General features: G+C 63.8%; 18 protein-coding genes. 10 read left to right on the top strand and 8 right to left on the bottom strand.

Annotation, left to right across the window (positions count from 1 at the left end):
* The first annotated feature begins 184 nt into the window (after window positions 1-184).
* The 10 genes from GA566_RS20090 to GA566_RS20045 all read left to right on the top strand — a co-directional run bounded on the left by GA566_RS20090 (window position 185) and on the right by GA566_RS20045 (window position 10,975).
* Entirely contained in the window at window positions 185-1,201 is a 1,017-nt protein-coding gene (locus tag GA566_RS20090) for an ABC transporter substrate-binding protein (protein ID WP_370459330.1), read from the top strand.
* A gap of 3 nt (window positions 1,202-1,204) precedes the next feature.
* Window positions 1,205-2,050 carry an ABC transporter permease gene (locus GA566_RS20085; protein ID WP_160473827.1) on the top strand — a complete coding sequence of 282 codons (846 nt, stop codon included), beginning with the start codon at window positions 1,205-1,207 and terminating at the stop codon, window positions 2,048-2,050.
* Window positions 2,051-2,053: 3 nt separating this feature from the next.
* The gene (locus GA566_RS20080; RefSeq protein ID WP_137925568.1) at window positions 2,054-2,875 is read left to right on the top strand and encodes an ABC transporter ATP-binding protein; all 822 of its coding nucleotides are present in this window, start codon (window positions 2,054-2,056) and stop codon (window positions 2,873-2,875) included.
* Window positions 2,875-4,677 carry an allophanate hydrolase gene (gene atzF, locus GA566_RS20075; protein ID WP_160474678.1) on the top strand — a complete coding sequence of 601 codons (1,803 nt, stop codon included), beginning with the start codon at window positions 2,875-2,877 and terminating at the stop codon, window positions 4,675-4,677. The genes GA566_RS20080 and atzF overlap by 1 nt, the downstream gene beginning before the upstream one ends.
* 45 nt (window positions 4,678-4,722) lie before the next feature.
* Window positions 4,723-5,820: a BMP family ABC transporter substrate-binding protein gene (locus GA566_RS20070; protein ID WP_160473826.1), complete on the top strand. Its 1,098-nt coding sequence runs from the start codon at window positions 4,723-4,725 to the stop codon at window positions 5,818-5,820.
* A gap of 63 nt (window positions 5,821-5,883) precedes the next feature.
* Window positions 5,884-7,002, top strand: a complete 1,119-nt coding sequence (locus GA566_RS20065) for an ABC transporter permease (RefSeq protein WP_137925570.1) — start codon at window positions 5,884-5,886, stop codon at window positions 7,000-7,002.
* Window positions 6,995-7,921: an ABC transporter permease gene (locus GA566_RS20060; RefSeq protein ID WP_160473825.1), complete on the top strand. Its 927-nt coding sequence runs from the start codon at window positions 6,995-6,997 to the stop codon at window positions 7,919-7,921. Before GA566_RS20065 ends, GA566_RS20060 begins: the two co-directional genes overlap by 8 nt.
* Window positions 7,922-7,950: 29 nt before the next feature.
* Window positions 7,951-8,640, top strand: a complete 690-nt coding sequence (locus GA566_RS20055) for a cysteine hydrolase family protein (protein ID WP_137925572.1) — start codon at window positions 7,951-7,953, stop codon at window positions 8,638-8,640.
* A gap of 5 nt (window positions 8,641-8,645) precedes the next feature.
* A complete protein-coding gene (locus GA566_RS20050) occupies window positions 8,646-10,244 on the top strand; it encodes an ABC transporter ATP-binding protein (protein ID WP_160473824.1) in 1,599 nt (532 codons plus the stop codon).
* Window positions 10,241-10,975 carry a GntR family transcriptional regulator gene (locus GA566_RS20045; RefSeq protein WP_237380520.1) on the top strand — a complete coding sequence of 245 codons (735 nt, stop codon included), beginning with the start codon at window positions 10,241-10,243 and terminating at the stop codon, window positions 10,973-10,975. The genes GA566_RS20050 and GA566_RS20045 overlap by 4 nt, the downstream gene beginning before the upstream one ends.
* A gap of 18 nt (window positions 10,976-10,993) precedes the next feature.
* Here GA566_RS20045 and GA566_RS20040 read toward each other — a convergent pair whose 3' ends face one another.
* The 8 genes from GA566_RS20040 to urtB all read right to left on the bottom strand — a co-directional run bounded on the left by GA566_RS20040 (window position 10,994) and on the right by urtB (window position 17,939).
* A complete protein-coding gene (locus GA566_RS20040; protein ID WP_160473823.1) occupies window positions 10,994-12,325 on the bottom strand; it encodes a type II toxin-antitoxin system HipA family toxin in 1,332 nt (443 codons plus the stop codon).
* Window positions 12,322-12,609, bottom strand: a complete 288-nt coding sequence (locus tag GA566_RS20035) for a helix-turn-helix transcriptional regulator (protein WP_160473822.1) — start codon at window positions 12,607-12,609, stop codon at window positions 12,322-12,324. Before GA566_RS20035 ends, GA566_RS20040 begins: the two co-directional genes overlap by 4 nt.
* A gap of 146 nt (window positions 12,610-12,755) precedes the next feature.
* Complete coding sequence (locus GA566_RS20030; protein ID WP_160473821.1) at window positions 12,756-13,070, bottom strand: zinc ribbon domain-containing protein; 315 nt, start codon at window positions 13,068-13,070, stop codon at window positions 12,756-12,758.
* Window positions 13,071-13,097: 27 nt separating this feature from the next.
* Complete coding sequence (gene fmdA / locus GA566_RS20025; protein ID WP_137925577.1) at window positions 13,098-14,327, bottom strand: formamidase; 1,230 nt, start codon at window positions 14,325-14,327, stop codon at window positions 13,098-13,100.
* 54 nt (window positions 14,328-14,381) lie between these two features.
* Window positions 14,382-15,071 (bottom strand): urea ABC transporter ATP-binding subunit UrtE, encoded by a 690-nt coding sequence (gene urtE, locus GA566_RS20020; RefSeq protein WP_160473820.1) that lies wholly within the window; start codon window positions 15,069-15,071, stop codon window positions 14,382-14,384.
* Between the two features lie 30 nt (window positions 15,072-15,101).
* Entirely contained in the window at window positions 15,102-15,845 is a 744-nt protein-coding gene (urtD, locus tag GA566_RS20015) for an urea ABC transporter ATP-binding protein UrtD (RefSeq protein WP_137925579.1), read from the bottom strand.
* An 8-nt stretch (window positions 15,846-15,853) separates the two neighbouring features.
* On the bottom strand, window positions 15,854-16,993 hold the full coding sequence (urtC, locus tag GA566_RS20010) for an urea ABC transporter permease subunit UrtC (RefSeq protein ID WP_160474677.1): 1,140 nt from the start codon (window positions 16,991-16,993) through the stop codon (window positions 15,854-15,856).
* Window positions 16,994-17,024: 31 nt separating this feature from the next.
* Window positions 17,025-17,939: an urea ABC transporter permease subunit UrtB gene (urtB, locus tag GA566_RS20005; protein WP_160473819.1), complete on the bottom strand. Its 915-nt coding sequence runs from the start codon at window positions 17,937-17,939 to the stop codon at window positions 17,025-17,027.
* Between the last annotated feature and the right edge of the window lie 7 nt (window positions 17,940-17,946).

Here is a 17,946-nt window from a genome sequence, read left to right as displayed (position 1 = left end):
GATGTCATGTAAAAAACCTCCAGTACTGCTGGAGGTTTTTTATTTAGTTTGTTGATTTACAAGGAGATTAGTTTTCCTTGGCTGTTCGTGACGGACGGCGAATGTTCCATGGCACAGCCTTTGCTGTACTCGCACAAACCATCTTGTATTCAAGATTGGATGCGAGTCGAACATTCACGAGGAAATGCCCATGTCCAAGCTGCCCCCTTTCCGTTCCGAGGTTTCCGCCACGCGCCGACGCCTGCTCAAGACGTCTGTCGCCGCTGCCGCTGCACTGTCCGCACCGGCCATCGTCCGCGCACAGGGCACCCCGAAACTGCGCGTCGGATTCTGGCCCGTGGCGTCGGCATTGCCGTTCTTCGCAGCCATCGAAAAGGGCTATTTCAAGGAAGCCGGGCTCGATGTGGAACCGCTCAAGTTCGCCAGCGCGCAACAGGTGATCGAGGCGATGATCGCTGGCCGTTGCGACGGTAGCGCCAATGGCACCGCCTCGGCGGCGCTGGCACTGGGCGAGATCGCGCAACCGGGCCTGCTCAAGATTTTCTGCACGAACCCCACCAACGCCAAGTTCGTGCTCGAAGAGTTCATCGTGGCCAAGGACAGTCCGATCAAGTCCGTGGCCGAGTTCAAGGGCAAGCGCGTGGCGTGCGGCCCCGGCGTGCAGAACGTGGTGCTCGCCAAGACCATGCTGGAACGCGCGGGAGCAGGGCAGATGAGCGTGACCGAACTGCCGATCGGTCAGCACGTGGCGGCACTGGCCGCTGGCCAGGTCGATGGCATCTACACGCTGGAGCCTACCGGCACGGTGGGGCGCCTGAAGGGCGTGACGCGCACGCTGGAAGCCGGCGTGGTGGCGCGCTACATCCTCGGTGACCCGATGGCGCCGTGGCATGGCGGCTCGGCCAGCCTGACGGCCGAATTCCTCGCCAAGCAGCCCGATGTCGCCAAGCGCTACATGGCGGCCTATCGGCGCGGTGTGAACCTCGTGAAGCAGCAGCCGCAGGAGGCACGCCCCTTCCTCAAGGGTTACACGGCCATCGAAGGTCCGCTCACGACCGAGGTGCCGATGTCCGATTACCTGTTCTACGACGAGTTCAAGGCCAGCGACGTCGCCTACTTCCAGCAGTTCTACAACCTGTTCTCGGACAAGGGCATCTTCTCGCGCAAGGTGGATGTCAGCACCATGCTCTACAAGGGGTAAGTCATGTCCGAAGCCTCCACTTCCAAGGTGCCCGCTGCGGGCATCGCCCAGCAGCCGTGGTCGCCGCCGGCGTCAGCCGATGCCGCACCGCGCCGGCCTTTCACGGATCGTTTGCTTCCCGCTGTGGGCCCGCTGGTGTTGCTGATCATCTGGGATGCCGTGGTGCGTCTGGGCTGGATCAAGGCCATTCTGCTGCCGAGTCCCGCTGACACCATCGCCGCGCTGATGACCGGCCTGGCCGGTGGTCCGCTGCTGACCGATTTTGTGGTCACGGTGTCGCGCACGTTGCAGGCATTTGCGATTGCCGCCGTGGTGGGCATGCCGCTGGGCGTGCTGCTGGGCAGCAACGAGCGTGCCTATCGCAGTGTGGAGTTCGTGATCGATTTCTTCCGATCCACGCCGTCGTCCGCGCTGATCCCGCTGTTCCTGCTGATCTTCGGTGTCAGCGATATCAACAAGATTGCCATTGCAGCATTCGGCGCCATGCTGATCGTGGTGTTCAACAGTGCCTACGGTGTCATCAACGCCCGCAAGCAGCGCGTCATGGCGGCGCGTGTCATGGGCGCCTCGCGCTGGCGCGTGTTCCGCGACGTGCTGATCTGGGAAAGCCTGCAACCGAGCTTTGTGGGTTTGCGTTCGGCGGTGTCGATGGCACTGGTGATCGTCATCGTGGCCGAGATGTTTATCGGCTCGGAGAACGGTCTGGGCCACGCCATCATCGACGCGCAGCAGGTGCTGAACGTCAAGACGATGTACGCCGCGATTCTGGCCGCAGGTGCGCTGGGCTATCTGCTCAATATCGTGTTTCTTGTTGTGGAACGACGCATCGTCCATTGGAGCGGGAGGTAAATCATGAGCGCAATCCAGACACCTGCCCGTCATGTCGACGTTCCCGTGCCGGCGTTCCGGCCGGGGCCGCCGGGCACACACATCACCATTCGCGGACTCACCAAATACTTCGCGGGCTGGCCGCTGTACGAGAACTTCGATCTCGATATTCCGAAGGGCCGCATTGTCTCGGTGTTCGGTCCCAACGGCTGCGGCAAAAGCACGCTGATCAACATGATTGCCGGCCTGATCCCGATCGATCGCGGCGAGATCCTGTTCGATGGCAAGACGCTCAAGGACACGCGCATCGGCTACGTGTTCCAGAACTACCGCGAGGCACTGTTCCCGTGGATGCGCACCATCGACAACATCGCCTATCCGCTGCTGCTCGAAGGTTGCAGCAAGGTAGAGGTGGATCGCCGCATGGCCGAACTGGTGGCGTCCTTCGACGTCAAGTTCGACCTGAACCGCTATCCGTATGAACTGTCGGGCGGACAGCAGCAGACCGCGTCGATCATGCGCGCGCTGGCGCCCCGGCCCGAAGTGCTGTTCCTGGACGAGCCGTTCTCCGCGCTCGATTTCGAGATGACGCTGTTCATTCGCGAGAAGCTGCAAGAGGTGTTCATGCAGACCGGCACCACGATGCTGCTGGTCTCGCACGATCTGGAAGAAGCGGTGTATCTGGCCGACCAGATCCTGCTGCTGACCAAGCGCCCCACGCGCGTGGCGGAAATCCTTGACTACACCGACGCGCGGCCACGTACCGTCGATACGCTATCCCAAGCCAGCTTTGTTGAAGCCAAGCGACAAAGCCTGGAGATTTTCCAGCGCGAGGTGCGCCGATGATGACGATTGCCGACTTGCACGCGCGCTATGCGCGAGGCACGCTCGATCCGATGGCGTGCGCCACGGAAGTACTGCGCCAGATCGAGTCATTCGACCGCCCCGAGGTATGGATCCATCGCGTGCCGGTCGAAACGCTGATGGCGAAGGCGCAAGCCTTGAAGGCGATGCTCGACCAGGAAGGCGAGGCCATCCTGCGGCGCCTGCCGCTGTTCGGCGTGCCGTTCGCGGTCAAGGACAACATCGACGTGGCGGGGCTGCCGACTACGGCAGCGTGCCCCGCGTTCACCTACGTGCCGCAATCCACGGCATTCGCGGTGCAGCGATTGCTCGACGCCGGCGCGCTTCTGGTCGGCAAGACCAACCTCGATCAGTTCGCTACCGGGCTGGTGGGCACGCGTTCGCCTTACGGCGCGGTGCGGCACAGCACCTCGCCTGCGTATGTCTCGGGCGGATCCAGTTCGGGATCGGCGGTGGCTGTGGCGGGCAACTGCGTGGCGTTCTCGCTCGGCACTGACACCGCAGGATCGGGACGTGTGCCAGCTGGCATGAACGGACTCGTCGGTTTGAAGCCGTCGCTGGGTCTGGTGAGCAAGCGCGGCGTGGTGCCCGCGTGCCGCACGCTCGATACGATTTCAGTGTTCGCGCATGATGTGGCCGATGCCTGGCGCGTGCTGGAGCAGATCGGGGCTTACGATGCCGCGGATAGCTACTCGTCGCGCGTGCCGATGCTGGGACTGCCGCGTGCGTGGCGCGTGGGCTTGCCCGATGCATTGAGCTTCGAGAACGATGCGCAGGCCGAACAGGCGTTCATGGCCACGCTCGATCGATTCGGTTCGCGGCTCGGTATCCAGACCGAGACCATCGATTTCACGCCGCTGGCGCAGACATCCGCGCTGCTCTACGACGGCCCATGGGTGGCCGAGCGTCGTGCTGCGGTGGGCGATTTTCTGGTCACGCATCGCGATGCAATGGATGCAACCGTCGTGACCGTGATCGAAAAGGCCAACCAGTTCAGTGCTGCCGATGCGTTCAACGCGCAGTACCAGTTAGCCGATCTGAAGCGCCAGGCCGAGGGGCTGTTCGCTCGGATCGATGTGCTGGTAGTGCCAACCGCGCCGACGCATCCGACCATCGCCGCCGTGCAGGCCGATCCCGTGGTCGAGAACAGCAAGCTCGGGCGCTATACGAACTTCGTGAACCTGCTCGACCTGTGCGCGCTGGCGATTCCTGGCCTGCCGCGTGCCGATGGGCTGCCTGCTGGCATCACGCTGATCGGGCCTGCTGGTGCGGATCATCGATTGGCGGTGCTGGGCGCAAAGATCGAAGCGAGCCTGCGCGGCACGGCCGACGTTCTGCCGGAACCGCTGCCGCTCAACGAGCCATCCGTGGCGCTGGCTGTGGTGGGCGCGCATCTGCGCGGTCAGCCGCTGAACTGGCAACTGCAGGAAGCGGGCGCCCGATTCATCGAATCGACAACCACATCGCCAAACTATCGGCTCCATGCACTGGCCGGAACGGTGCCACCCAAGCCAGGACTGGTGCGTGACGATGCTGGCGCGGCCATCGAAGTCGAGGTGTGGGACGTGCCCCTGCACCAGTTCGGCAAGTTCGTGGCCGATGTGCCCGCACCACTTGGTATCGGCTCGGTCGTGCTGGCCGATGGGCGGCAGGTCAAGGGCTTCATTTGCGAGCCCTTTGCCGTGGCGGCTGGCAGCGGCGCACGAGACATCACCGCGTTTGGCGGCTGGCGGGCCTATCTGCGTAGCGTCGAAGCTGCCGAGCCAGCCGTTGCCGCAAGCTGAATTGCCACGCCGTACTTCTCTCCATCCTATCCATCGGACCTTGCCATGACCCAACGTCGTGATTTTCTGAAACAGACCAGCGCGCTGACGCTTGGCTCCCTCCTGCCGTTTGAATCGCTGCTGGCCGCCGAGAACGTGTCGGTGGGTGTGCTGTATGTCGGGGCGCGCGGCGACTTCGGCTACAACCAGGCGCAGGCCACGGCCACCAGCGTGATTCGCAAGCTGCCCAACGTGAAGCTGGTGGAGGAAGAAAACGTGCCCGAGACCATCGCGGCGCAGAAGACCATGGAGGCCATGATCCAGCAGGACGGGGTCTCGCTGATCTTTGCTACGTCGTTCGGTTATTTCGATCCGCACGTGCTGAAGGTCGCGGCCAAGTACCCCAAGGTGCGGTTCGCGCACTGCGGGGGACTGTGGAAGGCCGGCAACCCGGCAAATATCGCCAGCTACTTCGGCTACATCGACGAATGCCAGTATCTGGACGGGGTGATCGCCGGGCACATGAGCAAGTCGAAGAAGCTTGGCTTCGTGGCGGCCAAGCCGATTCCGCAGGTGCTGCGCAACATCAACGCGTTCACGCTTGGCGCGCAATCCATCGATCCGTCCATCACGACTCGGGTGATCTTCACGGGTGACTGGTCGATGCCGGTCAAGGAAGCCGAGGCAGCCAACAGCCTGATCGACCAGGGCTGCGACGTGCTGACCTGCCATGTCGATGGTCCGAAGGTCATCGTCGAGACCGCCGAGAAGCGCGGCGTCATGAGCTGTGGGTATCACGCCAGCCAGGCAGCGCTGGCCCCCAAGGGCTATCTGACCGGCGCCGAATGGGATTGGGCCACGCCCTACAAGGCGATTGTTGCCAATGCCCAGGCCGGCAAGGTACAGCCCAATCTGCTGCGCGGCGGGCTCAAGGAAGGCTACGTGAAGATGTCGCCGTACGGGGCAGCGGTCAGCGCGGCAGCGAAGCAGAGCGCGGATGCCATCAAGGCGAAGATGGTGGCCGGCGACTTTGTGATTTTCAAGGGGCCGCTGAAGGACAACAAGGGTGGCGTCGCAGTGCCCGCCGGCACCAGGCTGGTTCAGACGGACTACGCGCTCGAATCCATGAACTACCTGGTGGCGGGCGTGGTGGGGCAGGGCTGACGAACGACGAACCCCGCCGAACCCCGCCGAATCCGTGGATCGACGTTGCCTCAGGAGCTTCCCATGCGCATCCCCGCCAGCACTGCCACGCTGACGCTGGCCGTCCTGCCCGCGTTGCCTACCTTGCTGGCCGTGGCCAGCGCGTTGTTGCTGTTCTCGTTGTTCCTGCTGCTGCAGGGGGCGCCGGTGCTGGAGGCGATGCAACTGATCTTCCAGGGCGCGTTCGGCACGCCGTTTGCCTGGCAGAGCACGCTCACGCGCGCTGCGCCGCTGATGCTGACCGCGCTATGCGTGGCGTTGCCGGCGCAGGTCGGCCTGATCGTGATCGGCGGCGAAGGCGCGTTGGCGCTCGGCGGCCTGGCCGCCGCGCTGGTGCCCCAGTGCGTGCCTGCGGCTACCCCGTGGTGGATCGTCATGCCAGCGATGGCCGCTGCGGGCATGCTGGCGGGAGGTTGCTGGATCGGTGCAGCCGGCGCACTGCGGCAACGGCGCGGGGTCAATGAAACCATCAGCAGCCTGCTGCTGGCTTACATCGCCATCGCCGTATTCAAGCATCTGGTAGAGGGGCCATTGCGCGATCCCGCCAGCCTGAACAAGCCCTCCACCGTACCCGTTCCGGATGCATGGATGGTCGGCACGCTGCCGGGCATCGACGTGCACTGGGGCTTGCTGGCTGGCGTGTTGGCCTGCGCGGCGGCGTGGCTGATGGTGCGGCGCTCGACGTTCGGATTTGCCATGCGGGTGACGGGCGGCAACGCCCGGGCGGCCCGGCTGGTAGGGCTGCCGGTGGGGCGTCTCACGCTGGCGGCCTGCGTGCTGGGCGGTGCGGCAGCAGGCCTGGCAGGCATGTTCGAGGTGGCGGCAGTACAGGGCAGCGCCAACGTGGCACTGCTGGCGGGGTACGGGTACAGCGGCATCCTGGTGGCGTTCGCGGCCCGGCAGAATCCGCTGGCCATCGTTGCCTGCGCACTGATGATCGGCGGCATCGAGAACAGCGGCAGCCTGCTGCAGCGGCGGCTGCATCTGCCCGATGCCACCACGTTTGTACTGCAGGGCCTGCTGTTTGCCAACCTGCTGGCGTGGGAAGCCATGGGCGGTGCGCTTTCCAGCTGGCGCGTGAAATTGCAGGACATTGCCCTGGCCGGCAAGGCGCAGGCAGAACTGGAGACCCGCCATGCATGAGGCTTCGTCGACGTGGCTCGTGCTGATACTGTCGCTGGTCACGGGCGCGATCCGCGTCAGCACGCCGTACTTGTTCGTGAGCCTGGGAGAGTGCCTGACCGAGAAGGGCGGGCGCGTCAACCTGGGGCTGGAAGGCATTCTCGTGTCGGGCGCCATGAGCGGCTACGCGGTGTCCTACCTGTCGGGCTCCCCGTGGCTGGGTGTGCTGGCCGCCGCAGGCGTGGGCCTGCTGCTGGGTGGCCTGCATGGGCTGGTGTGCTCGCTGCCCCGCGTGTCTGACATCGCCTTCGGCATCGCGCTGATGTTGCTGGGAACCGGGCTGGCGTTCTTCCTCGGCAAGCCGTTCATTGCACCGCAGGCGCCCGGTCTGCCATCGATCGAGCTGGGTGCGTGGTCGGCCTCGCCGCAGGTGCAGCAACTCCTGCGCATCAACGTGCTGTTCCTGATCGGCGTAGCGCTGGCTTTCGCGCTGCAATGGGGCATGCGCGCCACGCGCTGGGGGATGGTGCTGCGGCTGGTTGGCGATCACGGCGAGACCGCGCGCGCCATGGGCTACCCGCTAACACGCATCCGCATTGCGGCCACGGCCGTGGGCGGCTTGCTGGCCGGCGTGGGCGGCGCCTACCTGTCGCTGGTCTATCCGGGAAGCTGGAACGAGGGACTGTCCAGCGGGCAGGGGCTCATGGCCGTGGCGCTGGTCATCTTCGCGCGCTGGCAGCCCATGCGTTGCCTGTGGGCGGCGCTGCTGTTCGGTGCGGCTGGCGCGCTGGGCCCGGCACTGCAGGCCATCGGCATCACTGGCGGCTACTACCTGTTCAATGCGGCGCCGTATGTATTGACGCTCGCGATCATGACCATCAGCTGCCGCCCCAACCGTGCACTGGCCGGGGCGCCGGGCGAACTGAGCCTGACCCGCTGACCCGCCGACTCAATTCCATCGAGGACAACATGAACCGAACCATCGACGCCAGGCCATATCCCTGGCCCTATGACGGCAACCTTCGCGCTGACAACACGGCACTGGTCATCATCGACATGCAGACCGATTTCTGCGGTTTCGGCGGCTATGTAGACCGCATGGGCTACGACCTGTCCATGACCCGCGCCCCGATCGAGCCCATCCGCCGTGTGCTGGCCACGATGCGCGCCCAGGACTTCACGATCATCCATACGCGCGAAGGACACCGGCCGGACCTGTCGGACCTGCCCGCCAACAAGCGCTGGCGCAGCCGGCAGGCGGGTATCGGCGGCGTGGGCATTGGCGACGAGGGCCCCTGCGGCAAGATCCTGGTCCGGGGCGAACCGGGCTGGGAAATCATCGACGAACTGGCACCGCTGCCCGGAGAAATCGTGATCGACAAGCCCGGCAAAGGCTCGTTCTGCGCCACAGATCTGGAATTGATCCTGCGCACGCGCGGCATCGTGAACCTGATACTGACCGGTATCACGACCGATGTCTGCGTGCACACGACAATGCGGGAAGCGAACGACCGGGGCTTCGAGTGCACGATTCTGGCGGATTGCTGCGGGGCGACCGATCAGGGCAACCATGATGCGGCGCTCCACATGGTCACCATGCAGGGTGGCGTGTTCGGTACGGTATCGAACTCGCAGGCCCTGCTGGCCACGCTGGGTTAGCCGCCATGGCTGGCGAGGCACTTGGACTGGAAGTCATCGGCGCCACGAAATCGTTTGGCGCGTTCCGGGCGCTCGATGACGTATCGCTCAAGATCGCGCCCGGCACCATTCACGCATTGCTTGGCGAGAACGGCGCGGGCAAGAGTACGCTCGTAAAAGGGCTGGTCGGCTATGCGCCGCTGGATGCCGGGCAACTTGTTGCCGACCGGCGCGAGGTCCGTATCGATTCCCCGCGCGCCGCGCAGGCGCTGGGTATCGGCATGGTCTACCAGCATTTCACGTTGGCCGAAGGGATGTCCGTCGAGGAGAATCTGCTGCTCGCACGCGGGTCGCTGCCATGGAAGCTGGACTGGGCCGCCGAACGGGCCGCGCTAGACGCCTTCATGCAGGAAATGCCGTTCCGGCTGCCTCTGGACCGCCTGGTACGGACACTGGCCGCCGGCGAAAAGCAGAAGCTGGAAATCCTCAAGCAGCTCTATCTGCGGCAGCGTTTCCTGATCCTGGACGAGCCCACCTCCGTGCTGACCCCGCATGAGGCCGACGAAGTCCTCGGGCTGATGCGGACGCTGACGTCGCGCGGCGAACTGACCGTGCTGATGATCACCCACAAGTTCCGCGAGGTCACCGCCTACGCCGATGACGTGACAGTGCTGCGCAAGGGGCGCAGGGCCGGCGGCAGCGCCGTAGCCGATACCAACGTCGGGCAGCTTGCGGGGTGGATGATGGGCGCGGGCGATCTGGCCGGTACCGTTGTGGACGCCGAAGCGTCAGCGGCAGCCGGCGCACGCCGCGTGACGCGGACACCAACTGAAGCCGACGCGGCGGTGCGCTTGCGGGTAACCGGGATGACCGTCAGCGACGATCGCGGCCATGCCGCCGTGCGGGATCTCGCTCTGGCAGTCAGGGCAGGCGAGATTCTTGGTATCGCGGGCGTATCGGGCAACGGCCAGCGCGAACTGGTGGATGCACTGGTTGGCCAGCGGCCGCTGGCAGCGGGCACGATGGAGGTATCCGGACTGTCGTATCGCGCCACGCGTGCGGAGATGACCGCGCGGCGGTTGTTCGCGATTCCCGAGGAGCCACTCAGGAACGCCTGCGTAGCGGGCATGAGCGTCGCGGAGAACCTGGCGCTGCGAACGTTCGACCGTGCACCGTTGCGGCGCCTGGGTGGCTGGCTGGACCGTGGCGCCATGCGCACGCGGGCGGTGGATCTGATCACCCAGTTCAATGTCCGTCCACCGCGTCCCGAACAGCAGATCGGGACCCTGTCCGGCGGCAACGTCCAGCGCGCGGTGCTCGCGCGCGAGCTTGGCCAGCCGGTGGACGTTCTGATCGTGGCCAACCCAGTCTTTGGGCTGGACTTTGCTTCGGTAGCCGATATCCACGCCCGGCTGCTGGCCGCGCGCAACGCCGGCGCCGCCGTGCTGCTGATCAGCGAGGACCTGGACGAACTGCTTGAACTGGCCGACCGCATCGCGGTGATGGCCGAAGGCACCATCGTGCACGAAGGTCCGGCCGACGCTGCAGACAGGACGGAACTGGGCCGGCACATGGCCGGACACGCAAGCCTGATTGATATCCCTACGGTCGCGGGCGCACAATGACGGCCATCGCAACGATTTCCGACCCACAACGTATGGACGCAACGTCGAATGCGCCGAACGCGATGGCGGAGCAGGTTTACCTGCGCATCAAGCAGGATATCTTCAACTTCCTGCTCTGCCCCGGTGACCGCTTCGCCGAACTGGCGATTGCCGCGCACTACGGCGTATCGCGTACGCCGATGCGCGATGCGCTGTTTCGCCTGCAACGCGAAGGCTATCTGGAAGTTGGTTTCCGGCGTGGCTGGAAGGTCTTGCCGGTGAACTTCGATCAGCTCGACCAGCTTTACGATCTGCGGATCGTGCTGGAGCTGGCCGCTATCGAGCGTATCCAGCATGTGGAGGGTGGGCAGGCAGCCATCGACGCACTGCGCGCTATCTGGTGCGTGCCGGAAGATCAGCGGGAGAGCGATCCGGCGACGATGTTCGAGATGGACGAGGATTTCCATCGTCGGCTCGTCGCCGCCATCGGCAACAACGAGATGCTGCGCGTCCATAACGACGTGACGGAGCGCATCCGCATCATGCGCCGGCTCGACTTCCTGAAACCGAAGCGCACCAGCGCCACCTACGAGGAACACAGCACGCTGCTGGAACTGCTGACGCGGAATCGCCACGCGGAGGCGGCAATCCTGCTGCGTGCGCACATCACGCAGAGCAAGCTTGAAGTGCGCAAGATCACGCTGTCCATGCTCGCCGATGCGCGCAATCAGAAGCTTGCATTTGTCAGCTGAGGCGGTGCATCACGCGCATCACGACGCCTTCTTCCCGGCTCTCCCGACCTTGGCGAGCGGCAGGTTTGCCAGCCGTTCGGTGATCACATCGCGCACCGCTTGCGACGCATCCATGGTCTTCAGAAGATCCGGCCAATGGGTCTGGGCCATGGAGACGGCTTCCTTGACCGCAGCCGTAGCGATCCGCTTCGGGATACCGGCCTTGTCCGCGATCACTTCATAGAGGTCCAGCGTTTCCTTGCGCTGGAACTCGTCAATCGCCACGTTCTGGCCGTAGGACGTGAAGTTGGGCAGGGCGGAGACACACACGATGTCGTAGGCGGGCGAAAGCTCCGGCAGCTTCCGATCGTGGTAGATCACCGAGAAGTTCTTGAGATGCGCGTCGCTATTGCCGATCAGCGTATTGACCGCCTGACGCGTGAAGAACTGTCGAATGTTCTCCAGTCCGTTCGGACTCAGCCGGTACAGGGCCGCCACGAGCCGGATGTACTCCTCAACCTTGGCGTACTTCCTGCTGGGCATCCGGGCGAGCAATTGACAGCCGTCCTCCGCATGGATGCAGGCACCGTCGCCAGTGCGATCGAAGCGTTCCACGGCGAGGTAGTGCAGGCCCTGGCCCATCGAGTCCGCGAGGTCTGGTACATCGATGCTCGACATCGGAAGCACCTGAATCGGGGCGATGTTCACACCGGCCGCCGCCGCAAGATGCATCGACACGTATTCATTGAGCACCTGGGAGTCGTCGTTCTTCGCTGGCAGCTTGGCGATGATGTCCGATATCCTGGTCTTGGTCGGCAGGGTGTAGCGCTCGCCCTTTCGCATGGTCGAAAGCGCCAGCTTGTTCTGCACGCCCGAGACCGACGCCGCGCCTTCCGTGGCGCCTTCGACGACAGCGATTTCAAGGTTGTCCGCACCGCCTGTCACGCCGTAAGTGCGCACGTATTCGGGCAGCGCGCGCGTGTCGGCAGGTTTCACCACGATGGCGCCGGGCAAATCGTTGCCAGCGGAGGCCAGCACGCCGAAATCGTCTTTGTCCTCGGGGTTCTTTCGCGTGGCTTCCAGACGCTTGCGCAGTTCGCCTTCGGGCAGCAGGCCGGCAAAGTACGGCGGGAGTTCGCCGCCCGTGTTGTAGATCGCGGGGTGGAACGCGTTGTCGAAGACTTCCGACGTGGCTTCACGCCCAAGGTCGGTCGGCAGCGTAATGGACAGGCTGAGCGTGTCGCGGTTGTTGTTGCCCCGGTATTCCTCCGTGGGGACGAAGCGCGTATTCCCGCCCGCCTCACAGAGAAAGCCGCAGAGCCGATCATGAAGATGAACCTCCAGGTAGCGGGGGTGCAGTTCAAAGCTCATGATTGGCCCAGCAGGTGGTCTATCGTGGAGCGGGCCGTGCGGTCGGGGCCGCTGCCTTTGCCATCGAGAACCTGGCGCACTTCGGCCAGTTTCTCCTTGGGCACCATGACCCATTCGGCATCCATCGCCCCCGCCAGAGACTCGAAAGTCGAGGCACGGCTGTCTTTCTCACCGCGAAGGATAGCAGACAGGTTCTGATGCGCCATACCGATCAGGCGTGCCAGATTGGAGATCGAGATCTGGCGGCGACTGCGCATCGCCTGGGACTCAGAGAGTAATGACATAGCATGCATCCGCAGCAAAATAGCTACGATAGTATGCATCACGCCCTGAGTGCATTCAAGTCGTATCGCATGTTATCGCATGTATTTTTATAAAAAGTAATGCGATAGCATGCAGTTTGGCGTGGAAGTCTACGCTTCGCGGGCAATTAGTGACTGATCATCCACGGCCTGCCGCTGGGCTGTTTGATTGCGTTGGGGGAGGTCGGCAGCTTGACCGGGCTGCAACACCCGCATCCCGCACCGTGCGAACGACTCTCTTTGGGCGCCGCCGCGCTGCGCTCGTTGGTGGCATGCGCGGCGCGCGAAGCCGTACTCATGGTGCCAAGCGACGGCGCCGCCACCAGCGCCCGGGCCGCCGCCGCGCCGCAGTCGGGACAAGCCGCTGGCTCGTCCCGCCGCGACATCGGGCGCATCACGGTAAACACACCACATCCGTGGCATCGGTAATCGTAGGTGGGCATGGCGGCTCCGGTGACTCGCGATGTGGATTAAAGATCGGGCGAAAGCGGCAGGTCCACCGTGCCCTGGATCATCTTGGTCGGGCCACTCGCGCTGGGGCGGATGTCGAAGTCGAAGATCTGCGTTGGCAGCCAGAGCGTGGCGCATGCGTTCGGCACATCGACCACACCGCTGATATGACCCTGCACCGGCGCTGTGCCGAGGATCGAGTACGCCTGCGCACGGGAGTAGCCGAACTTCGTCATGTATTCGATGGCGTTAAGGCACGCCTGGCGATATGCAACATTCACGTCGAGGAAATGCTGCTTGCCCGATTCATCGACCGAGATGCCTTCGAAAATCAGGTAGTCGTTGTAGTGCGGCGTGATGGGGCTGGGCTTGAAGATCGGGTTCTTGACGCCGTACTTCGCCATGCCGTCCTTGATCAGCGTGACGCGCATATGCACCCAGCCGGCCATTTCGATGGCGCCGCAGAACGTGATTTCGCCATCGCCCTGGGAGAAGTGCAGATCGCCCACGGACAGGCCGGCACCATCCACATACACCGGGAAGTACACCTTGGCGCCGCGCGACAAGTCCTTGATGTCGCAGTTGCCGCCGTGTTCGCGCGGCGGTACGGTGCGTGCGCCCGTGGCGGCAGCTTCGTTGCGCGCATCGCCTTGCAGTTTGCCCATGTGCGCCGTGGCCGCAAACGGCGGGTTGGCCAGTGCGGGGACGCGGTTCGGGTCGGTCGCCAGCAAATCGGCTTCGCGCTGATTCCACGTCTCCAGCATTGCCTTGTCCGGCAGGCAGCCGATCAGGCCCGGATGGATCAGGCCCGCAAAGTTCACGCCGGGAATATGGCGCGACGACGTAAACATGCCGTGGAAATCCCAGATCGACTTCTGCGCCTGCGGGAAATGATCGGTCAGGAAGCCGCCGCCGTTCTGCTTCGAGAAGAAGCCATTGAAGCCCCATTGGCTTTCGGGTTTGGCGCCGATGTCGAGCAGGTCCACCACGAGCAGGTCGCCCGGTTCCGCGCCTTCCACGCCGACGGGTCCGGACAGGAAGTGAACGATGGACAGGTCGATGTCGCGCACGTCATCGGCGGAATCGTTGTTCTTGATGAAGCCGCCCGTCCAGTCGTAGGTCTCCAGGATGAAATCGTCGCCGGGTTTGACCCAGCAGGCCATGGGGATGTCGGGGTGCCAGCGGTTGTGGACGTTGGGGTTCTCGTACGGCGACTGGGCCAGATCGACCTGGATCAGGGTATCGGTCATGAGATTGACTCCTGGATGCGTGCAGGGGTGGTGATGAAAACGAGTGAGGGATGGCTAGACGGACAGGTACTCGCGGATATGCGCGACATCGGTGCTATGACGCTGCGTTTCGTGGACAAAGCGCCCGCCCTCGATGACGAAGAGGCGATCCGCCACCTCCATTGCGAAGCTCAGTACCTGTTCGGAGAAAACGATCGTGATGTCGCGCGTGCGGCGGATCTCGTTCAGCGCGCGCGCGATGTCCTTGATGATCGACGGCTGGATACCTTCCGTCGGCTCGTCCAGCAGCAGGACTTTGGGGTTGGATACCAGCGCCCGGGCGATGGCCAGTTGCTGTTGCTGCCCGCCGGACAGGTTGCCGCCCTTGCGGCGCCGCATATCGAACAGCACCGGGAACATGGCGAAGATCTCGTCGGGAATCCGTCGCGTCTTGCCTTGTTCCATGCCGGTCAGGATGTTTTCTTCGACGCTCAGGTGCGAAAAGATCATGCGCCCCTGCGGCACATAGGCGATACCGGCGCGCACGCGGCGGTAGCTCTCGTCGTGCGACACGTCCTGGCCATTGACGCAGACCTGGCCGGTGCGCAGCGGCAGCATGCCGATCATCGCCTTGAACAGCGTGGTCTTGCCCATGCCGTTGCGGCCCATGATGGCGACGGTCTCGCCCTGTGCGGCGGCGAACGACACGCCGTGCAGCGCCTCGCTCTGGCCATAGTTCACCACCACGTTATCGACGGTCAGCATGCGATGTGCTCCTTAGCTGTGGCTCGGGGCTCAGTGGCCCAGGTAGACGTCGATGACGCGCGGGTCTTTCTGTACTTGCGCCATCGATCCTTCGGCCAGGATCTTTCCCTGGTGCATGACGGTGACCTTGTCTGCGATCTGCTGCACGAAATCCATGTCGTGCTCGATCACGATGACGGCGCGTCCCTTGCTGATGCGCTTGAGCAGTTCGGCGGTCAGCTCGCGTTCGCGCACGCTCATGCCGGCAATGGGCTCGTCGAGCATCAGCAGTTGCGGTTCCTGCATCAGCAACATGCCGATCTCCAGCCATTGCTTCTGCCCGTGCGACAACTGCGCGGCTTCGCGCTCCAGCGTATCGGCCAGGCCAATTTCTGTAGCGACATCGGTCACGCGCTGGCGTACCTCGTCGGTGGTGCGAAAGGCGAGGGCGCCGAACACGCCACGTCCACGCGGAAACGACACCGCCAGGTTCTGGAACACACTGAGGTTTTCGTAGATCGAAGGGGTCTGGAACTTGCGCCCAACCCCGGCGCGGACGATCTCGTATTCGGGCAGGCCGGTCATCTCGCGATTGACGAACTTGATGCTGCCGCCGCTGGCGCGTGTTTTGCCGCACACCAGATCGAGCAGCGTAGTCTTGCCCGCGCCGTTCGGGCCGATGATCACGCGCAGTTCGTCGCGGTCCACGTACAGCGTCAGGTTGTCGATGGCCTTGAATCCATCGAACGACACGGACAAGTCCTCTACAGCCAGCATGAAATCGGTATTGCTCATGGTCGCTCCTATGCTGTCTTGCCGGGGACGTTGCTGGCCGGCTCGCCGGACTCACTGCCACGACGGCGCCGGGCCATGAACTTGTGATAGAGACCCGCGAGACCTTCGGGGAAGGCCACCACTACGCCGATAAACAGCGCGGCCATCAGGAACAGCCACAGGTCGGGGAAGCTCTCCGAGAAGTACGTCTTGCCCGCATTGACCAGTAACGTGCCCCACACCGCACCGACGAGACTCATGCGTCCACCCACTGCGGCAAAGATCACCATTTCGATCGATGGCACGATGCCGACGAACGACGGCGACATGAAACCCACCTGAAGCGTGAACATTGCACCGCCTACCGCAGCGAGCGCCGCCGCCAGGCAGAACACGAAGACCTTGAACATCGCCACGTCATAGCCGGAGAAGCGCACGCGGTCTTCCTTGTCGCGCATCGCCAGCAGCAGCACGCCAAGCTTGGTGCGCTGAATCCAGCGGCACAGCAGCATCGTGCCGAACAGCAGCGCCACGTTGACGAAGTAGAGAATCATCTTTGCGCTGTCGGTGCGGATATCCCAGCCGAGCATGGTCTTGAGATCGGTGATGCCGTTCACGCCACCTGTATAGCCTTGCTGGCCGATGATCAGCACGGAGAGAATCAGCGCCACGGCCTGCGTGATGATCGCGAAATACACGCCGCCAACGCGGCGCCGGAACATGGCGAAGCTGACGACGAAGGCCAGCAGCACCGGCACGGCGATCACGCCGATCAGCGCGAACGGCAAGTGCCGGAACGGCTCCCACCACCAGGGCAGCGCGGTGAGCTGGTTCCAGTCCATGAAGTCGGGAATGCCGGGCGTGGACTGGATGGCGGTGCTTTTCGGGTCCGAGGCTTCGAGCTTCAGGAACATCGCCATGGCGTAGCCGCCCAGCCCGAAGAACACGCCTTGCCCAAGACTCAGTACACCGCCGTAGCCCCAGAGCATGACAAGTCCCACTGCCACGAATGCGTAGCTCAGGTACTTGCCGACGAGGTTCAGGCGGAACACATCGAGCGCGAGCGGCAGCACGACGACCAGCGTCAGCCCGAGCAGCGCGTAACCGGCCCATTCGCCGCCAAGGGCGTGCAGCCGTTGCCGTAGCGGCAGCGATTTTGTGGGAGACATCATCGAACTCCGTGAACCATCAAGTTAGCGATCAACGCCGCACCGCCGGTGCGAACAGTCCTTGCGGACGAATCATCAGGATCGACACGATCAGCAGCAGCGTCAGCACGCGCGCCATCGAACCCGTCAGGAAGAACTCGCTGATCGATTGCATTTGTGCGATGCCGAAAGCAGAGGCAACGGTGCCCACCAGACTTGCCGCGCCCCCGAACGTCACCACCAGGAACGAATCGACGATATAGAGCGCGCCGCTCGTAGGGCCGGTGGAACCAATCGTCGTGAACGCCGCGCCTGCCACACCCGCGATGCCGCATCCGATGGCAAACGTCAGCCGATCCGTGCGCTTGGTGTTGATGCCCGCCGCATTGGCCATGGCGCGATTGGCCGTGGTGGCGCGTACACGCAAGCCCCATCGTGAGCGATACAGTGCCAGCCACACCAGCCCGGCCACGGCCAGCGTCAATGCCATTACGAACAAGCCGTTGATCGGAATATCGAGTCCGGGGGCGGGTGCCCACGAACCCATCAACCATTCGGGCAGCGTGGGGCTGACTTCCTTCGGACCGAAGGTCGAGCGGAACAGTTGCTGCATGCCGAGCGAGAGCCCCCATGTCGCCAGCAAGGTATCGAGAGGACGCTTGTACAGATGCCGGATCAGCGCCCACTCGGCCAGCCATCCCGCAGCGAACGCGAACACGAAGGCCGCGCCGATTGCCAGCGGGAAATACCAGCCCATCCATGACGGCGCCAGGCGTTCCATCGTGGTGGAGGCCAGGTAGATCGTGTAGGCGCCGATGGTCATGAACTCGCCATGGGCCATGTTGATGACGCCCATCTGCCCAAAGATGATTGCCAGTCCCAATGCCATCAGCAGCAGGACCGAGAACAGGCTGAGGCCGGCAAAGCCTTGCATCAGGCCAATATTCAGCATGTCGGAGAGATTCATGACCGTG

Source organism: Cupriavidus sp. SW-Y-13, assembly GCF_009793345.1.
Lineage (GTDB): Bacteria > Pseudomonadota > Gammaproteobacteria > Burkholderiales > Burkholderiaceae > Cupriavidus.
This window is presented reverse-complemented; position numbering and strand designations above follow the sequence as displayed.